General features: G+C 71.9%; 14 protein-coding genes. 9 read left to right on the forward strand and 5 right to left on the reverse strand.

What is annotated here, in order from left to right; all coding sequences use genetic code 11:
• Positions 1 to 9: 9 nt before the first annotated feature.
• From uvrC to EDF34_RS00925, 9 genes are all read left to right on the forward strand, one after another.
• Positions 10 to 2,070, forward strand: coding sequence for an excinuclease ABC subunit UvrC (gene uvrC, locus EDF34_RS00885; protein ID WP_123369508.1), 2,061 nt, complete (start codon positions 10 to 12; stop codon positions 2,068 to 2,070).
• Positions 2,067 to 3,011 (forward strand): RNase adapter RapZ, encoded by a 945-nt coding sequence (gene rapZ / locus EDF34_RS00890; RefSeq protein WP_123369509.1) that lies wholly within the window; start codon positions 2,067 to 2,069, stop codon positions 3,009 to 3,011. Before uvrC ends, rapZ begins: the two co-directional genes overlap by 4 nt.
• The gene (gene yvcK, locus EDF34_RS00895; RefSeq protein WP_123369510.1) at positions 3,008 to 4,003 is read left to right on the forward strand and encodes a uridine diphosphate-N-acetylglucosamine-binding protein YvcK; all 996 of its coding nucleotides are present in this window, start codon (positions 3,008 to 3,010) and stop codon (positions 4,001 to 4,003) included. Before rapZ ends, yvcK begins: the two co-directional genes overlap by 4 nt.
• A gap of 40 nt (positions 4,004 to 4,043) precedes the next feature.
• Positions 4,044 to 5,024 (forward strand): DNA-binding protein WhiA, encoded by a 981-nt coding sequence (gene whiA, locus EDF34_RS00900; protein WP_123369511.1) that lies wholly within the window; start codon positions 4,044 to 4,046, stop codon positions 5,022 to 5,024.
• A gap of 227 nt (positions 5,025 to 5,251) precedes the next feature.
• Positions 5,252 to 6,256, forward strand: a complete 1,005-nt coding sequence (gene gap / locus EDF34_RS00905; protein WP_123369512.1) for a type I glyceraldehyde-3-phosphate dehydrogenase — start codon at positions 5,252 to 5,254, stop codon at positions 6,254 to 6,256.
• Between the two features lie 105 nt (positions 6,257 to 6,361).
• On the forward strand, positions 6,362 to 7,561 hold the full coding sequence (gene pgk, locus EDF34_RS00910) for a phosphoglycerate kinase (protein WP_123369513.1): 1,200 nt from the start codon (positions 6,362 to 6,364) through the stop codon (positions 7,559 to 7,561).
• Between the two features lie 2 nt (positions 7,562 to 7,563).
• Entirely contained in the window at positions 7,564 to 8,358 is a 795-nt protein-coding gene (gene tpiA / locus EDF34_RS00915) for a triose-phosphate isomerase (RefSeq protein ID WP_123369514.1), read from the forward strand.
• Positions 8,359 to 8,555: 197 nt separating this feature from the next.
• Positions 8,556 to 8,798, forward strand: a complete 243-nt coding sequence (secG, locus tag EDF34_RS00920) for a preprotein translocase subunit SecG (RefSeq protein WP_118765849.1) — start codon at positions 8,556 to 8,558, stop codon at positions 8,796 to 8,798.
• 10 nt (positions 8,799 to 8,808) lie between these two features.
• Entirely contained in the window at positions 8,809 to 9,156 is a 348-nt protein-coding gene (locus tag EDF34_RS00925; protein WP_123369515.1) for an RNA polymerase-binding protein RbpA, read from the forward strand.
• Here EDF34_RS00925 and EDF34_RS00930 read toward each other — a convergent pair whose 3' ends face one another.
• Genes EDF34_RS00930 through tal form a run of 5 tightly spaced genes read right to left on the reverse strand, consistent with a single transcriptional unit; the run spans position 9,157 to position 14,170 of the window.
• Positions 9,157 to 9,825, reverse strand: coding sequence for an O-methyltransferase (locus tag EDF34_RS00930; protein WP_123369516.1), 669 nt, complete (start codon positions 9,823 to 9,825; stop codon positions 9,157 to 9,159).
• A 16-nt stretch (positions 9,826 to 9,841) separates the two neighbouring features.
• On the reverse strand, positions 9,842 to 10,591 hold the full coding sequence (pgl, locus tag EDF34_RS00935) for a 6-phosphogluconolactonase (RefSeq protein WP_123369517.1): 750 nt from the start codon (positions 10,589 to 10,591) through the stop codon (positions 9,842 to 9,844).
• Complete coding sequence (locus tag EDF34_RS00940) at positions 10,588 to 11,505, reverse strand: glucose-6-phosphate dehydrogenase assembly protein OpcA (protein WP_123369518.1); 918 nt, start codon at positions 11,503 to 11,505, stop codon at positions 10,588 to 10,590. The genes pgl and EDF34_RS00940 overlap by 4 nt, the downstream gene beginning before the upstream one ends.
• Positions 11,502 to 13,043 carry a glucose-6-phosphate dehydrogenase gene (zwf, locus tag EDF34_RS00945; protein ID WP_123369519.1) on the reverse strand — a complete coding sequence of 514 codons (1,542 nt, stop codon included), beginning with the start codon at positions 13,041 to 13,043 and terminating at the stop codon, positions 11,502 to 11,504. The genes EDF34_RS00940 and zwf overlap by 4 nt, the downstream gene beginning before the upstream one ends.
• Positions 13,040 to 14,170, reverse strand: a complete 1,131-nt coding sequence (gene tal, locus EDF34_RS00950) for a transaldolase (protein ID WP_123369520.1) — start codon at positions 14,168 to 14,170, stop codon at positions 13,040 to 13,042. The genes zwf and tal overlap by 4 nt, the downstream gene beginning before the upstream one ends.
• Positions 14,171 to 14,198: the final 28 nt, after the last annotated feature.

Below are 14,198 nucleotides of genomic sequence, written 5' to 3' on the forward strand. Positions count from 1 at the left end.
CTCGTCGGCATGGCTCACCCGTCTTCGTACCGCCCGGCTCCGGGCGAGATCCCCGACGAGCCGGGCGTGTACCGCTTCCGCGACGAGCACGGCCGCGTGGTCTACGTCGGCAAGGCCAAGAGCCTGCGCCAGCGTCTGAGCAGCTACTTCCAGGACCCGGCCAACCTGCACCCCCGCACCTACACGATGGTGACCACGGCGGCGGCGGTGGAGTGGACGGTGGTGCCCACCGAGGTGGCCGCGCTCGCGCTGGAGTACTCCTGGATCAAGGAGTTCGACCCGCGGTTCAACGTCAAGTACCGCGACGACAAGTCCTACCCCTACCTCGCCGTGACGATGGCGGACCAGTTCCCGCGCGTGCAGGTCATGCGCGGCGCCAAGCGCAAGGGCACGCGCTACTTCGGCCCGTACGCGCACGCGTGGGCGATCCGCGAGACGGTCGACCTCCTGCTGCGTGTCTTCCCCGTCCGCACGTGCTCGTCGGGCGTGTTCAAGCGCGCGGCCCAGCAGGGCAGGCCGTGCCTGCTGGGCTACATCGACAAGTGCTCCGCGCCCTGCGTCGGCCGCATCTCGCCCGAGGACCACCAGGCGCTCGCGCAGGACTTCTGCGACTTCATGGCCGGCGACGCGGCACGCTTCACGCGGCGGCTCACCGCCCGGATGAAGGAGGCCGCCTCCGAGCTCGACTACGAGCGCGCGGCACGGCTGCGCGACGACATCGCGACGCTCGAGCGCGCGACCGAGCGGAACGCGGTCGTGCTCGCGGACGGGACGGACGCGGACATCTTCGCGATGTCAGGCGACGAGCTCGAGGCCGCCGTGCAGGTGTTCCACGTCCGGGACGGGCGCATCCGCGGCCAGCGCGGCTGGGTCGTGGAGAAGGTCGAAGACCTGGACGATGCCGAGCTGGTCGAGCACCTGCTGCAGCAGGTGTACGGCGCAGAGGCCGACGGTGGGGGAGCCAACGTCCCGCGCGAGGTGCTCGTGCCCGTCCTGCCGCCTGACGTCGAGCAGGTCCAGGCGTGGCTCACGGGGCTGCGCGGTGCACGCGTGCAGGTCCGTGTGCCGCAGCGGGGTGACAAGCGTGAGCTCGCCGCGACCGTGCAGAAGAACGCCGAGCACGCGCTCATGCTTCACCGCACACGCCGGGCGGGAGACCTGACGACCCGCAGCCAGGCGCTGCAGGAGATCCAGGAGGCGCTCGACCTGCCGTCGGCCCCCCTGCGGATCGAGTGCTACGACGTCTCGCACAACCAAGGCACCTACCAGTCGGCGTCGATGGTGGTGTTCGAGGACGGACTGGCCCGCAAGAGCGAGTACAGGTCGTTCATCATCCGTGGCCCCGAGGGGCAGGGGGCGCGCGACGACACCGCCGCGATGCACGAGGTCATCACGCGCCGGTTCCGGCGCTACCTCACGGACCGCGCCGAGGCGCGGGACCTGGAGCTGGGTGCGGACGACTGGACGGACGACGACGGTCGTCCCCGCTCGGGACCCGTCGACGAGCGCACGGGCAAGCCGACCCGCTTCGCCTACCCGCCCAACCTCGTCGTCGTCGACGGCGGCCCGCCGCAGGTCGCCGCCGCGGCGGCTGCCCTGGCCGAGCTGGGGATCGACGACGTCGCGCTGTGCGGGCTGGCCAAGCGGCTCGAGGAGGTCTGGGTGCCGGGCGACGACTACCCGGTGATCCTGCAGCGCAGCTCCGAGGGCCTGTACCTGCTCCAGCGGGTCCGTGACGAGGCGCACCGGTTCGCCATCAACGCCCACCGCAGCCGGCGGAGCAAGGGCATGACCGCGTCCGTGCTCGACGACGTGCCCGGCCTCGGCCCGGCGCGGCAGGCCGCGCTGCTGCGGCACTTCGGCTCGGTGAAGCGTCTCAAGCAGGCGAGCGCCGAGGAGATCGCGACCGTCCCGGGGATGGGGGAGCGGACCGCCGCGGCCGTGGTCGCCGCACTGGCCGGCGGCCCGGCGGGCCCGACGTCACAGCCCGATGTCGATCAGGTGAACTCCTCGCCCCCGCCCGACGAGCCTGCGGACGCCGCCGCCGCGGCTGGCATGCTGGACACATGACTGACGAGCCGTCGCCGATCACGGTCCCGCACGGCATCCCGGCGCTGGACGCCGAGACGGAGCCGCCGCGCCTGCACCCCGCGCAGGTGCTCATCATCACCGGCATGTCCGGGGCGGGTCGCTCGCGGGCGGCCGCCGTGCTCGAGGACCTCGACTGGTACGTCGTCGACAACCTCCCGGCGCAGATGCTCACGCACCTCGTCGGCATGCTCACCACGGGCCCGCACGACACGCGTGCCCAGCGGGTCGCTGCCGTCATCGACGTGCGCGGCCGCGGATTCTTCCGCGACCTGGCCCAGGTGCTCGGCGGGCTGCGCGAGGCCGGCCTCGAGTACGCGATCCTCTTCCTCGACGCGTCCGACGAGGTGCTCGTCCGCCGCTTCGAGCAGGTCCGCCGCCCGCACCCGCTGCAGGGCAACGGCCGCATCCTCGACGGCATCGCCGAGGAGCGCGCGGTCCTCTCCGACATCCGGGAGCGGGCGGACACGGTCATCGACACCTCCGACCTCAACGTGCACGACCTCGCACGCGAGGTCCGCTCGGCGGTCGCCGGCGACACCGAGGACGTGCTGCGGATCAACGTCGTCTCGTTCGGCTTCAAGTACGGCATCCCGCTGGACGCGGACCACGTGGTCGACATGCGGTTCCTCGCGAACCCGTACTGGATCACCGAGCTGCGCCACCTGACCGGACGCGACGCGCCCGTGCGCGACTACGTGCTCGGCCTGCCAGGCGCCGTGACGTTCATCGAGCGGTACGTCGACGCCCTCGAACCGGTGCTCGCGGGCTACCTCAACGAGGAGAAGCGCTACGTGACCATCGCGGTCGGCTGCACGGGCGGCAAGCACCGCTCGGTCGCCGTCAGCGAGGCCATCGCGGGGCGGCTCCGGGACGCAGGTCATCGCGTGACGGTCGCCGCGCGGGACCTCGGCAAGGAATGAGGGTCGCGCCCGTCCCCGGGCGCGCGGGCGGCGGCGGCCCGGCGGTCGTCGCGCTGGGCGGCGGCCACGGACTGTCGTCCAGCCTGTCCGCGCTGCGCCTGATGACCGACCGCATCACGGCCGTGGTCACGGTGGCCGACGACGGCGGCTCCTCGGGCCGGCTGCGCGACGAGCTCGGTGTGCTGCCTCCGGGCGACCTGCGGATGGCGCTCGCCGCGCTGTGCGACGACTCCGACTGGGGTCGCACGTGGCGCGACGTGCTCCAGCACCGGTTCTCCTCGTCGGGCGACCTGGACCAGCACGCGGTGGGGAACCTGCTCATCGTCGCGCTGTGGGAGCTGCTCGGTGACCCCGTCGGTGGCCTCGACTGGGTCGGCCGCCTGCTCGGCGCCCGGGGACGCGTGCTGCCGATGGCGGACGTCCCCCTGTCCATCGAGGCGGACGTGCGCCGCCCCGACGGGTCGACCGACGTCGTGCGCGGCCAGACCTCGGTCGCCCAGACGACCGACGACATCGAGCAGGTCCGGCTCGTCCCCGCCGACCCGCCCGCCTGCAGCGAGGCGGTCGCCGCCGTCGATGCCGCCGACTGGGTGGTCCTCGGACCGGGCTCCTGGTACACCTCCGTGCTGCCCCACCTGCTGGTCCCCGAGCTGCGGGACGCGCTGCACCGCACCTCGGCGCGGATCGTCGTGACGCTCAACCTCGAGCCCGAGGAGGACGGCGAGACCGCCGGCATGCGCGCCGAGGACTACCTCGAGGTCCTGCACGCGCACGCCCCTGATCTGCCCATCTACGCCGTCGTGGCCGACCCTGCCGCGGTCGAGGACATCGGCGCGCTCGCCGACCGGTGCAGCTCGAGCGGCACCCGGCTGCTGCTGCGCCAGGTCGGTCGGGGCGACGGCAGCGCCCAGCACGACCCCCTGCGCCTCGCGGCCGCCTACCGCGACGTCATCGAGGCCACGTGGGGTGACGTCTCACGTCGGGAGCGCTGAGCGTCCCCGGGGCGGCGGGCGGAATGGCAGGATGACGCCCATGGCGTTGACGGCACAGGTCAAGGACGAGCTCGCTCGTCTCAAGGTGGACAAGACGTCGGCCCGCAAGGCGGAGGTCGCGGCGACCCTGAGGTTCGCGGGCGGCCTGCACATCATCTCGGGCCGCATCGTCATCGAGGCGGAGCTCGACACGGCGATCGCCGCCCGCAGGCTCCGGCAGGCGATCTTCGAGGTCTACGGCCACGAGAGCGAGATCATCGTCGTCTCCGGCGGTGGCCTGCGCCGCGGCAGCCACTACGTGGTGCGCGTCGTCAAGGACGGCGAGTCGCTCGCGCGGCAGACCGGTCTCCTGGACAACCGCGGCCGGCCGGTGCGTGGGCTGCCCCCGCAGGTGGTCTCCGGCGGGGTCGGCGAGGCCGAGGCCGCCTGGCGCGGCGCGTTCCTGGCCCACGGCTCGCTGACCGAGCCGGGCCGATCGTCGTCCCTCGAGGTCACGTGCCCCGGCCCGGAGGCCGCGCTCGCGCTCGTCGGCGCCGCCCGGCGGATGGGCATCGCGACCAAGGCGCGCGAGGTGCGCGGGGTCGACCGCGTCGTGATCCGGGACGGCGACGCGATCAGCGCGATGCTCACCCGGCTCGGCGCGCACGACACGACGCTGGTCTGGGAGGAGCGCCGCGTGCGCCGCGAGGTGCGCGGCACCGCCAACCGGCTCGCGAACTTCGACGACGCGAACCTGCGCCGCTCGGCCCGCGCGGCCGTGGCCGCGGGTGCCCGCGTGGAGCGAGCGTTCGAGATCCTGGCCGAGGAGCTGCCCGAGCACCTGCGCGAGGCCGGCGAGCTACGCCTGGCGCACAAGGAGGCCTCGCTCGAGGAGCTGGGCAAGCTCGCGGACCCGCCGCTGACCAAGGACGCGGTCGCCGGGCGCATCCGGCGGCTCCTCGCGACGGCCGACAAGCGGGCCGCCGAGCTCGGCATCCCCGACACCGAGGCGGGCCTGAGCCCTGACCTGCTGGATCTCTGAGGAAGCCCGCATCCCACCACGTGGACGGTGGGGCTGCGTGGGACCTCCGGGACGCAGTGGCGCTCGTCACGGGTATAGGCTCGTGTCATCCGATCGTCACAAGACCGTCACGTGCTGGGCATGACCTGGTGCAGGTACGGCCTCGGGCGACCGGAGCGCACAGCGGCGTGCGTGTCCCCACCACCAATTGTGTGCGCCGACCTCGTCGGCGCTGCCGAGGAGGGCAAGTGACCATCAAGGTCGGCATCAACGGCTTCGGCCGGATCGGGCGCAACTTCTACCGTGCCATCGTGGCCTCGGGCGCTGACATCGAGATCGTCGGGGTCAACGACCTGACGGACAACAAGACGCTCGCGCACCTGCTCAAGTACGACACGGTCCTGGGCCGTTTCCCGCTGAGCGTGAGCTTCGACGACGAGAACATCGTCGTCGACGGCAAGAAGATCCGCGCCCTCGAGGAGCGCAACCCCGCCGACCTGCCCTGGGCCGAGCTGGGTGCCGACATCGTCATCGAGTCGACCGGCTTCTTCACGGACGCCACCAAGGCCAAGGCCCACATCGACGCCGGCGCCAAGAAGGTCATCATCTCGGCTCCCGCGAAGAACGAGGACGGCACGTTCGTCGTCGGCGTGAACCACGAGCAGTACGACGCAGCGACGCAGCACATCATCTCCAACGCGTCCTGCACCACGAACTGCCTGGCCCCCGTCGCCAAGGCCCTCAACGACGCCATCGGCATCGAGAAGGGCCTGATGACGACGATCCACGCGTACACGGGCGACCAGAACCTGCAGGACGGCCCCCACAAGGACCTCCGTCGTGCCCGCGCCGCCGCGCAGAACATCGTCCCGACCTCGACCGGCGCCGCCAAGGCCGTCGCGCTCGTGCTCCCGGAGCTCAAGGGCAAGCTCGACGGCTTCGCGCTCCGCGTGCCGACGATCACCGGCTCGGCCACCGACCTGACCTTCACCGCCTCGCGCGAGGTCACGGTCGACGAGGTCAACGCCGCGGTCAAGGCCGCCGCCGAGGGCCCGCTCAAGGGCATCCTCGAGTACGTCGAGGACGAGATCGTCTCGAGCGACATCGTCACGAACCCGCACCAGAGCATCTTCGACTCCAAGCTCACCAAGGTGAGCGGCGACCTGGTCAAGATCATCGCCTGGTACGACAACGAGTGGGGCTACTCGAACAGCCTCGTCGCGCTGACGAAGTACGTGGGCGACCGTCTCTGACGTTCCCCTGAAACTGCACGGATATGCGTCCGCGTGCGCCCCGGCCACCGGCCTCGGCGCACGCGGACGCTGTCGTGTGAGCCCCCTTTCACCAGGTAGGAGACCATGAAGACCATCGAGGACCTCGGCGACCTGCGCGGCAAGCGCGTGCTCGTCCGCTCCGACTTCAACGTGCCGCTCGACGGCACGACGATCACCGACGACGGCCGCGTCCGCGCCGCCCTGCCGACGCTGCAGGCGCTGCTCGGCGCCGGTGCCCGCGTCGTCGTCGCCGCGCACCTGGGCCGCCCCAAGGGCGCGCCCGAGGACAAGTACTCGCTCGCGCCCGTCGCGAAGCGTCTCGGCGAGCTGCTCGGGCAGGACGTCACGCTGGCCAAGGACACGGTCGGCGACTCCGCCAAGGAGACCGTCGCGGCCCTGCAGGACGGCCAGATCGCCCTGCTCGAGAACATCCGGTTCGACCCGCGCGAGACGAGCAAGGACGACGCCGAGCGCGCCGCGCTGGCCGCCGATCTGGCGCAGCTCGCGGACGTGTTCGTCTCGGACGGCTTCGGCGTCGTGCACCGCAAGCAGGCGTCGGTCTACGACGTCGCGCTCGTGCTGCCCCACGCGGTGGGCAAGCTGGTCCTCAACGAGGTCGAGTCGCTCAAGAAGGCCACGGAGAACCCCGAGCGCCCGTACGTCGTCGTGCTCGGTGGCTCGAAGGTCTCCGACAAGCTCGGCGTGATCGCCAACCTGCTGACGAAGGCGGACCGTCTCGTCATCGGCGGCGGCATGCTGTTCACGTTCCTCGCCGCCAAGGGGCACTCGGTCGGCAGCTCGCTGCTCGAGGCCGACCAGATCGACACGGTCAAGGGCTACCTCGCGCAGGCGGAGGCCGCCGGCGTCGAGATCGTCCTGCCCGTCGACATCCGCGTGGCCGACACGTTCGCGGCGGACTCGCCGTCGAGCGTGGTCGCCGCCGACGCGATCCCTGACGGCAAGATCGGCCTGGACATCGGTCCCGAGTCCGAGGCGCTGTTCGCGAGCAAGATCACCGACGCCAAGACCGTCGTCTGGAACGGCCCGGCGGGCGTGTTCGAGTTCGAGGCCTTCGCGGGCGGCACCAAGGCCGTCGCGCAGGCGCTCGTCGACGCGGGCGCCCACGGTGGCTTCACGATCGTCGGCGGCGGTGACTCGGCCGCGGCCGTGCGCATCCTCGGGTTCGACGAGGCCACGTTCGGCCACATCTCCACCGGCGGCGGCGCCAGCCTGGAGTACCTCGAGGGCAAGACCCTGCCCGGCATCGCAGTTCTGGAGGACTGAGCATGAGCACCCGTACCCCCCTGATGGCGGGCAACTGGAAGATGAACCTGGATCACCAGCAGGCGATCCAGACGCTGCAGAAGCTGGCGTGGACCCTCAAGGACGCGAAGCACGACTTCTCGGCCGTCGAGGTCGCCGTGCTGCCCCCGTTCACCGACCTGCGCAGCGTCCAGACGCTCGTCGACGCCGACAAGCTCGAGATCGTCTACGGCGCGCAGGACGTGTCGGCCCACAGCTCGGGCGCCTACACGGGCGAGATCTCGCCGGTGTTCCTGGCGAAGCTGGGCGTCACCTACGTGGCCATCGGCCACTCGGAGCGTCGCGAGCACCACAACGAGTCGGACGCCCTGGTCAACGCCAAGATCAAGTCCGCACTCGGCGAGGGCGTGCTGCCGATCCTGTGCGTCGGTGAGGACGTCGAGACCCGTCGCGCCGCCGCGCACGTGCAGCACACGCTGCTGCAGCTCGAGGGTGCGCTCGATGGCATCTCGGCCGAGCAGGCCAAGACGATCGTCGTCGCGTACGAGCCCGTGTGGGCCATCGGCACCGGCGAGACGGCGACGCCCGAGGACGCCCAGGAGATGGCCGCGGCCATCCGTGGCCGCCTCGTCGAGCTCTACGACCAGGCGACCGCCGACGCGGTCCGCGTGCTCTACGGCGGCTCGGTGAAGTCGTCCAACGTCGCGTCGATCATGGCCAAGCCCGACGTGGACGGTGCGCTCGTCGGCGGCGCGAGCCTCGACCCCGAGGAGTTCGCCAAGATCGCGCGGTACCAGTCCCACGCCGTGGGTCTCTGACCGCAGGCGAGACCCTCGGACGGTCCGGCGTCACCCGAAAGGGCGGCGCCGGACCCGCCGGTGGCGGACGGTGTGGCTTATTCGCCCCGTCGTCGCCTACCCTGGACCCCGCTCCACCAGTACGCAGGTCGAAGAACAGCAACGTCGCAGGTCTCGTCGACCAGCGGCTCCCGCACCAGTGAGGAACTGACACCGCCGTGACCGCCTTGAAGATCTCGCTGCAGGTGCTCCTGGTGCTGACCAGCCTGCTGCTCATCCCGCTCGTCCTGCTGCACAAGGGCAAGGGCGGTGGCCTCTCGGACATGTTCGGCGGTGGCATCACCAGCAGCGCGGGCAGCTCGGGCGTCGCGGAGCGCAACCTGAACCGCATCACCATCGGCACCGCGGTGCTGTGGGCCGCGATCATCGTCCTGCTCGGCCTCATCGAGACCACGGTCTGAGGCATCGGCGATGGCGAGCGGGAGTGCGATCCGGGGGTCTCGCGTCGGCGCGGGCCCCATGGGAGAGGCCGAGCGGGGCGACGCCGCCCCGCGCATCTGGATCTCCTACTGGTGCGCCAACGGGCACGAGACACGCCCCAGCTTCTCCGAGGAGATCGCTGACGAGGCGCCCGTGACCTGGGACTGCCCTCGCTGCGGGTACCCCGCCGGGCAGGACCAGGACAACCCGCCGTCGCCGTCGCGCAACGAGCCGTACAAGACGCACCTGGCCTACGTGAAGGAGCGGCGGTCCGAGGAGGACGGCGCCGCGATCCTCGACGAGGCCCTGTCGAACCTGCGGGCGCGCCGCGGGCGCTAGCTAGTCCCGCACCCTCAGGAGCGCGAACCCGTCGTGCCCCTTGCTGCCCACGGTCTGCACGACGGTCGCGTCGAGCCGCGGGTGGTCGGTGAGCAGGTCGACCATGCGGCGGACGCCCTGCACGCGGTCGTCCGGGTGTGACGCGTCGACGACGCCGCCGGCCCGCACCACGTTGTCGACGACGATGAGCGTGCCCGCGCGGGACAGGGCGAGCGCCTGCTCGGTGTAGCGCGCGATGTTCTGCTTGTCCGCGTCGATGAAGACGAGGTCGAACGGCTCGGTGTCCTCGGCGACGAGCCGGTCGAGCGTGTCGACGGCGGGCCCGACGAGCACCTCGACGAGGTCACCCACCCCGGCCTGCTCGAGCGAGTCGGCCGCCACCCGCGCGTGCACGGGGTCGATCTCGAGCGTCGTCAGGACGCCGCCGCGGGGCAGGGCACGCGCCAGCCAGAGGGTGCTGTAGCCCCCGAGCGTGCCGATCTCCAGGATGCGGCGCGCGCCGGCCGTCTGGGCGAGCAGGTGCAGCAGCTTGCCCTGGTTGGGCGCGACGGCGATGTCGGGCAGGCCGGCCTCGACGGCTGCGGCCCGGGTCTCGACGAGCGCGACGTCCTCGGGGACGAGGACCCCGAAGTACGCGTCGACGGCGTCGAACAGCGACTGGTCGGTCACGGGGTGCACCTCCGGGTCAGGCGGGGCCGGCGGCCGCCACGTCGACGAGCCACAGCGTGCGCTCGATGCCGAGCGCGCCCGCTGCGGGGACGGCGGACTCGCTCGCGCCGCCCAGGGCGGACGCGACCGCCTCGGCCTTCTCCGCGCCGGCGGCGACGACCCAGACCTCGCGCGCACCGCGGATGGCGTCGAAGGTCAGCGAGACGCGCAGCGGCGGCGGCTTGGGGGAGCCGTGGACACCGACGGTCGAGCGACCGGCGACGGAGAGCGCCTCGTGACCCGGGAAGAGCGACGCGACGTGACCGTCCGGGCCCATGCCGAGCAGGAGGACGTCGAACGCCGGGGCAGGCCCGGTGTTGCCGGTCGCGGCGGCGAGCGCCACGGCGTACTCGTCGGCCGCGTCCTCCGGTGTCGCGACGTCCTCGGTGAGCGCGGGCACGGCGTGCACGTTCTCGGCCGGGAGCGCGTCGCCCAGCGCCTCGAGGAGCGCCTCCCGGGCCTGCGTCTCGTTGCGGTCGGGGTCGCCCTCGGCGAGGAACCGCTCGTCGCCCCACCACAGGTGCACGCCCGACCAGTCGACCGCGTCCCGCACCGGGTTGGCCGCCACGGCGGCCAGCGTCTTGATGCCGACCGTCCCGCCCGTGAGCACGACGTGCACGGGGGAGCGGTGCGACTGGACGTCGACCAGGTGCGTCAGCAGGCGCGCGGCCGTGGCCTCGGCGAGCAGCGTCGCGTCCGGGTGGACGACGACGTCGCGCACGCTCACTCGCCCACCTTGGCCAGACCCTTGAGCAGCACCTCGCCGTACACCTCGTCGGCGTCCAGGCGGCGCAGCTCCTCGGCCAGGCACTCGCGCAGCTGGCGGATCGGCAGCGCGATGCGGTGCTCGGGCTGGTCGGGCTGGCGCAGCGCGGCGGTCTTGCCGTCGGGCCGGTCGAGCACGATGTCGCCGGAGGCGCGCTCGAGCCGCACCTGGGTGATGGCGGGCGCGTCGGCGAACCGCTGGATCTCGACCGGGCACTTGAGCGACTGGGCGAGCCAGGCGGCCATCAGGTCGACCGACGAGTGCCGGCTCTCGCCTACGACGACCGCCTTGCGCACCGGCTCGAACGGCGGCTGGTCCAGCGTGGCCGCGATCAGCCCGCGCCAGAGCGTCGCACGGGACCAGGCGAGGTCCGTGTCGCCGTCGACGTACGCGTCGCGCAGCTTCTGCAGTCCCGCCGTGGGCCGGGCGAGCTGCGAGGTGTCCGTGATGCGTCGCTGGGCCATGGCGCCGAGCGGGTGCTCCGACGGGTTGTCGGGGAACTCGTACGGCCACCACGTGACGATCGGCGCGTCGGGGAGCATCAGGGGCATCACGAGCGTGTCGAGGTGCCGGTCGAGCGCTCCGGACGGGCGCAGCACGATGACCTCGCTCGCGCCCGCGTCCCCGCCGAGGCGGATCTGCGCGTCGAGCGTGGAGGTGCGGTCCTTGGTGTCCTTGGCGATCACGATGACGCGGCACGGGTGCTCGCGGCTCGCGTCGTTGGCCGCGTCGATCGACTCCTCGGGGTCGTGCCCCTGGGTGTCGATGATCAGGGTCAGCACGCGACCGAGCGCGATCGCGCCGCCCTCGTCGCGCTCCTTGAGCAGCCGGCTGTTGATCGCCCGCGTCGAGGTGTCGGGCAGGTCGATGATCACGGTCGCCTCCAGGTGCGCCCGTCGCGCGCCATCATGTCGTCGGCCGACTTCGGGCCCCAGGTGCCCGAGCGGTACTGGTCGGGCTTGCCCTTGGTCGCCCAGTACTGCGTGATCGGGTCGAGGACCTTCCAGGACAGCTCGACCTCCTCGCTCTGGGGGAACAGCGGGGGATCGCCCAGCAGGACGTCGAGGATCAGGCGCTCGTAGGCCTCGGGCGACGACTCGGTGAACGCGTGGCCGTAGCCGAAGTCCATCGTGACGTCACGCACCTCCATCGCCGTGCCCGGCACCTTGGCGCCGAATCGCAGCGTCACGCCCTCGTCGGGCTGCACGCGGATGACCAGCGCGTTCTTGCCGAGCTCCTCCGTGGCCGTGGCCTCGAACGGCAGGTGCGGCGCCTTCTTGAAGACGACCGCGATCTCCGTGACGCGCCGGCCGAGACGCTTGCCCGTGCGCAGGTAGAACGGCACGCCGGCCCAGCGGCGGGTGTCGATGTCGACCCGGATGGCGGCGAACGTCTCCGTCGTGGAGTTCGGGTTGAAGCCCTCCTCCTCGAGGTAGCCGACGACCTTCTCGCCGCCCTGCCAGCCCGCGGCGTACTGCCCGCGGGCGGTGTGCCGTCCGATGTCGCGGGGGAGGCGGACGGCCGAGAGGACCTTGACCTTCTCCGCGCGCAGGCCGTCCGCGTCGAAGGAGACGGGCTCCTCCATCGCGGTGAGTGCGAGCAGCTGCATGAGGTGGTTCTGGATGACGTCGCGCGCCGCACCGATGCCGTCGTAGTACCCCGCGCGGCCGCCGATGCCGATGTCCTCGGCCATGGTGATCTGCACGTGGTCGACGTAGTTCGAGTTCCAGATGGGCTCGAACAGCTGGTTCGCGAAGCGCAGCGCCAGCAGGTTCTGCACCGTCTCCTTGCCCAGGTAGTGGTCGATCCGGAAGATGTCGTCCGGGTTGAACACGCTGGAGACGATGCCCTGCAGCTCGCGTGCGCTGGCCAGGTCGTGGCCGAACGGCTTCTCGATGACGACGCGGCGCCAGGTGCCCTCCTCGGGCTGCGAGAGACCCGAGCGGGCGAGCTGCTTGCAGACCACGGGGAACGCGCTGGGCGGGATCGAGAGGTAGAACGCGTGGTTGCCGCCCGTGCCGCGGTTCACGTCGAGCTCCTCGACGGTGTCGCGCAGCCGGTCGAAGGCGTCGTCGTCGTCGAAGGTGCCCTGGACGAACCGGATGCCCTCGGACAGCTGGCGCCAGGTGGCCTCCCGGAACGGCGTGCGCGCGTGCTCCTTGACCGAGTCGTGCACGATCTGCGCGAAGTCCTGGTCCGCCCAGTCGCGCCGGGCGAAGCCCGTGAGCGCGAAGCCGGGGGGCAGGAGCCCGCGGTTCGTCAGGTCGTACACGGCCGGCATCAGCTTCTTGCGCGCGAGGTCACCGGTCACGCCGAAGATCACGAGGCCGCAGGGCCCCGCGATCCGGGGCAGGCGGCGGTCGCGCGGGTCGCGGAGCGGGTTACGACCCTCGGCGACCTTGGCGGGGCTCACCGGGCGTCCGGTGCGGTCTGGGCGGCAGCGCCGCTCAGTCCCTCGTCGACCTTGGCCAGGAGCTGGTCCCAGCTGTCGGTGAACTTGCTCACGCCTTCCTCCTCCAGCTTGCGGGTGACGTCGTCGATGTCGATCCCGAGCTCGCGCAGGCGAGCGATCACGCTCTCCGCGGCCTCCTGCGTGCCGGTCACGGTGTCGCTGCCGTCGCCGCCGTGGTCGGCGACGGCCTCGAGCGTGGCCTCGGGCATGGTGTTGACGGTGTGGGCGACCACGAGCTCGTCGACGTAGAGCGTGTCGGGGTACGCCTTGTCCTTGACGCCCGTCGACGCCCAGAGGGGCCGCTGCGGGTATGCGCCGGCGGCGGCGAGCGCCTTCCAGCGGTCGGACGCGGTCACCTCGAGGAACAGCCCGTAGGCGAGCCGCGCGTTCGCGATCGCCGCGCTGCCACGCAGGCCAGCAGCCTGGGGCGTGCCGATCTCGTCCAGCAGCGGGTCGATCGCGGTGTCGACGCGCGAGACGAAGAACGACGCGACCGAGGCGATGGGCGCGAGGTCGTGCCCGTTCGCGGCCGCCTGCTCCAGGCCGGCCTGGAAGGCGTCGAGGACGGCGCCGTAGCGCTCGATCGAGAAGATCAGCGTGACGTTGACGCTGATGCCCTCGGCGAGCACCGCGGTGATCGCCGGCAGGCCCTCGACGGTCGCGGGGATCTTGATGAACACGTTGGGCCGGTCGACCGTCGCCCAGAGCTTCTTGGCGGTCTCGATGGTGGCGTCGGTGTCGCGGGCGAGCCGCGGGTCGACCTCGATCGAGACCCGGCCGTCCTGGGTGTCGGTCCGGTCGTACACGGGGCGCAGCACGTCGGCCGCCTCGCGCACGTCGTCGGTCGTGATGCGGAAGACGGCGTCCTCGACGCTGGTCCCGGCGAGCTCGCGCAGCTGGTCGTCGTACGCGTCGCCCGCGCTGATCGCGGTGGCGAAGATCGTCGGGTTCGTGGTCACGCCGACCACGCCCCGCTCGACGAGCTCCGCGAGGTTCCCCGTGCGCAGCCGCTCCCGCGACAGGTCGTCGAGCCAGACGGCGACTCCTGCCTTCGCGAGGCGCTCCAGGGGGGTGCTGCTCGGTGCCATGGTGCTTTCCCTTCGTTCCTGCTGAACG

Origin of the sequence: Cellulomonas sp. PhB150, assembly GCF_003755175.1 — a bacterium.
GTDB lineage: Bacteria > Actinomycetota > Actinomycetes > Actinomycetales > Cellulomonadaceae > Cellulomonas.

What these genes read in the sequence shown, in the direction of transcription:
- whiA (WP_123369511.1), top strand. Translation starts at nt 4,044, where the DNA reads ATGGCGTTGACGGCACAGGTCAAGGACGAGCTCGCTCGTCTCAAGGTG.
- yvcK (WP_123369510.1), top strand. Translation starts at nt 3,008, where the DNA reads ATGAGGGTCGCGCCCGTCCCCGGGCGCGCGGGCGGCGGCGGCCCGGCG.
- rapZ (WP_123369509.1), top strand. Translation starts at nt 2,067, where the DNA reads ATGACTGACGAGCCGTCGCCGATCACGGTCCCGCACGGCATCCCGGCG.
- tal (WP_123369520.1), bottom strand. Translation starts at nt 14,170, where the DNA reads ATGGCACCGAGCAGCACCCCCCTGGAGCGCCTCGCGAAGGCAGGAGTC.
- EDF34_RS00925 (WP_123369515.1), top strand. Translation starts at nt 8,809, where the DNA reads ATGGCGAGCGGGAGTGCGATCCGGGGGTCTCGCGTCGGCGCGGGCCCC.
- pgk (WP_123369513.1), top strand. Translation starts at nt 6,362, where the DNA reads ATGAAGACCATCGAGGACCTCGGCGACCTGCGCGGCAAGCGCGTGCTC.
- tpiA (WP_123369514.1), top strand. Translation starts at nt 7,564, where the DNA reads ATGAGCACCCGTACCCCCCTGATGGCGGGCAACTGGAAGATGAACCTG.
- uvrC (WP_123369508.1), top strand. Translation starts at nt 10, where the DNA reads ATGGCTCACCCGTCTTCGTACCGCCCGGCTCCGGGCGAGATCCCCGAC.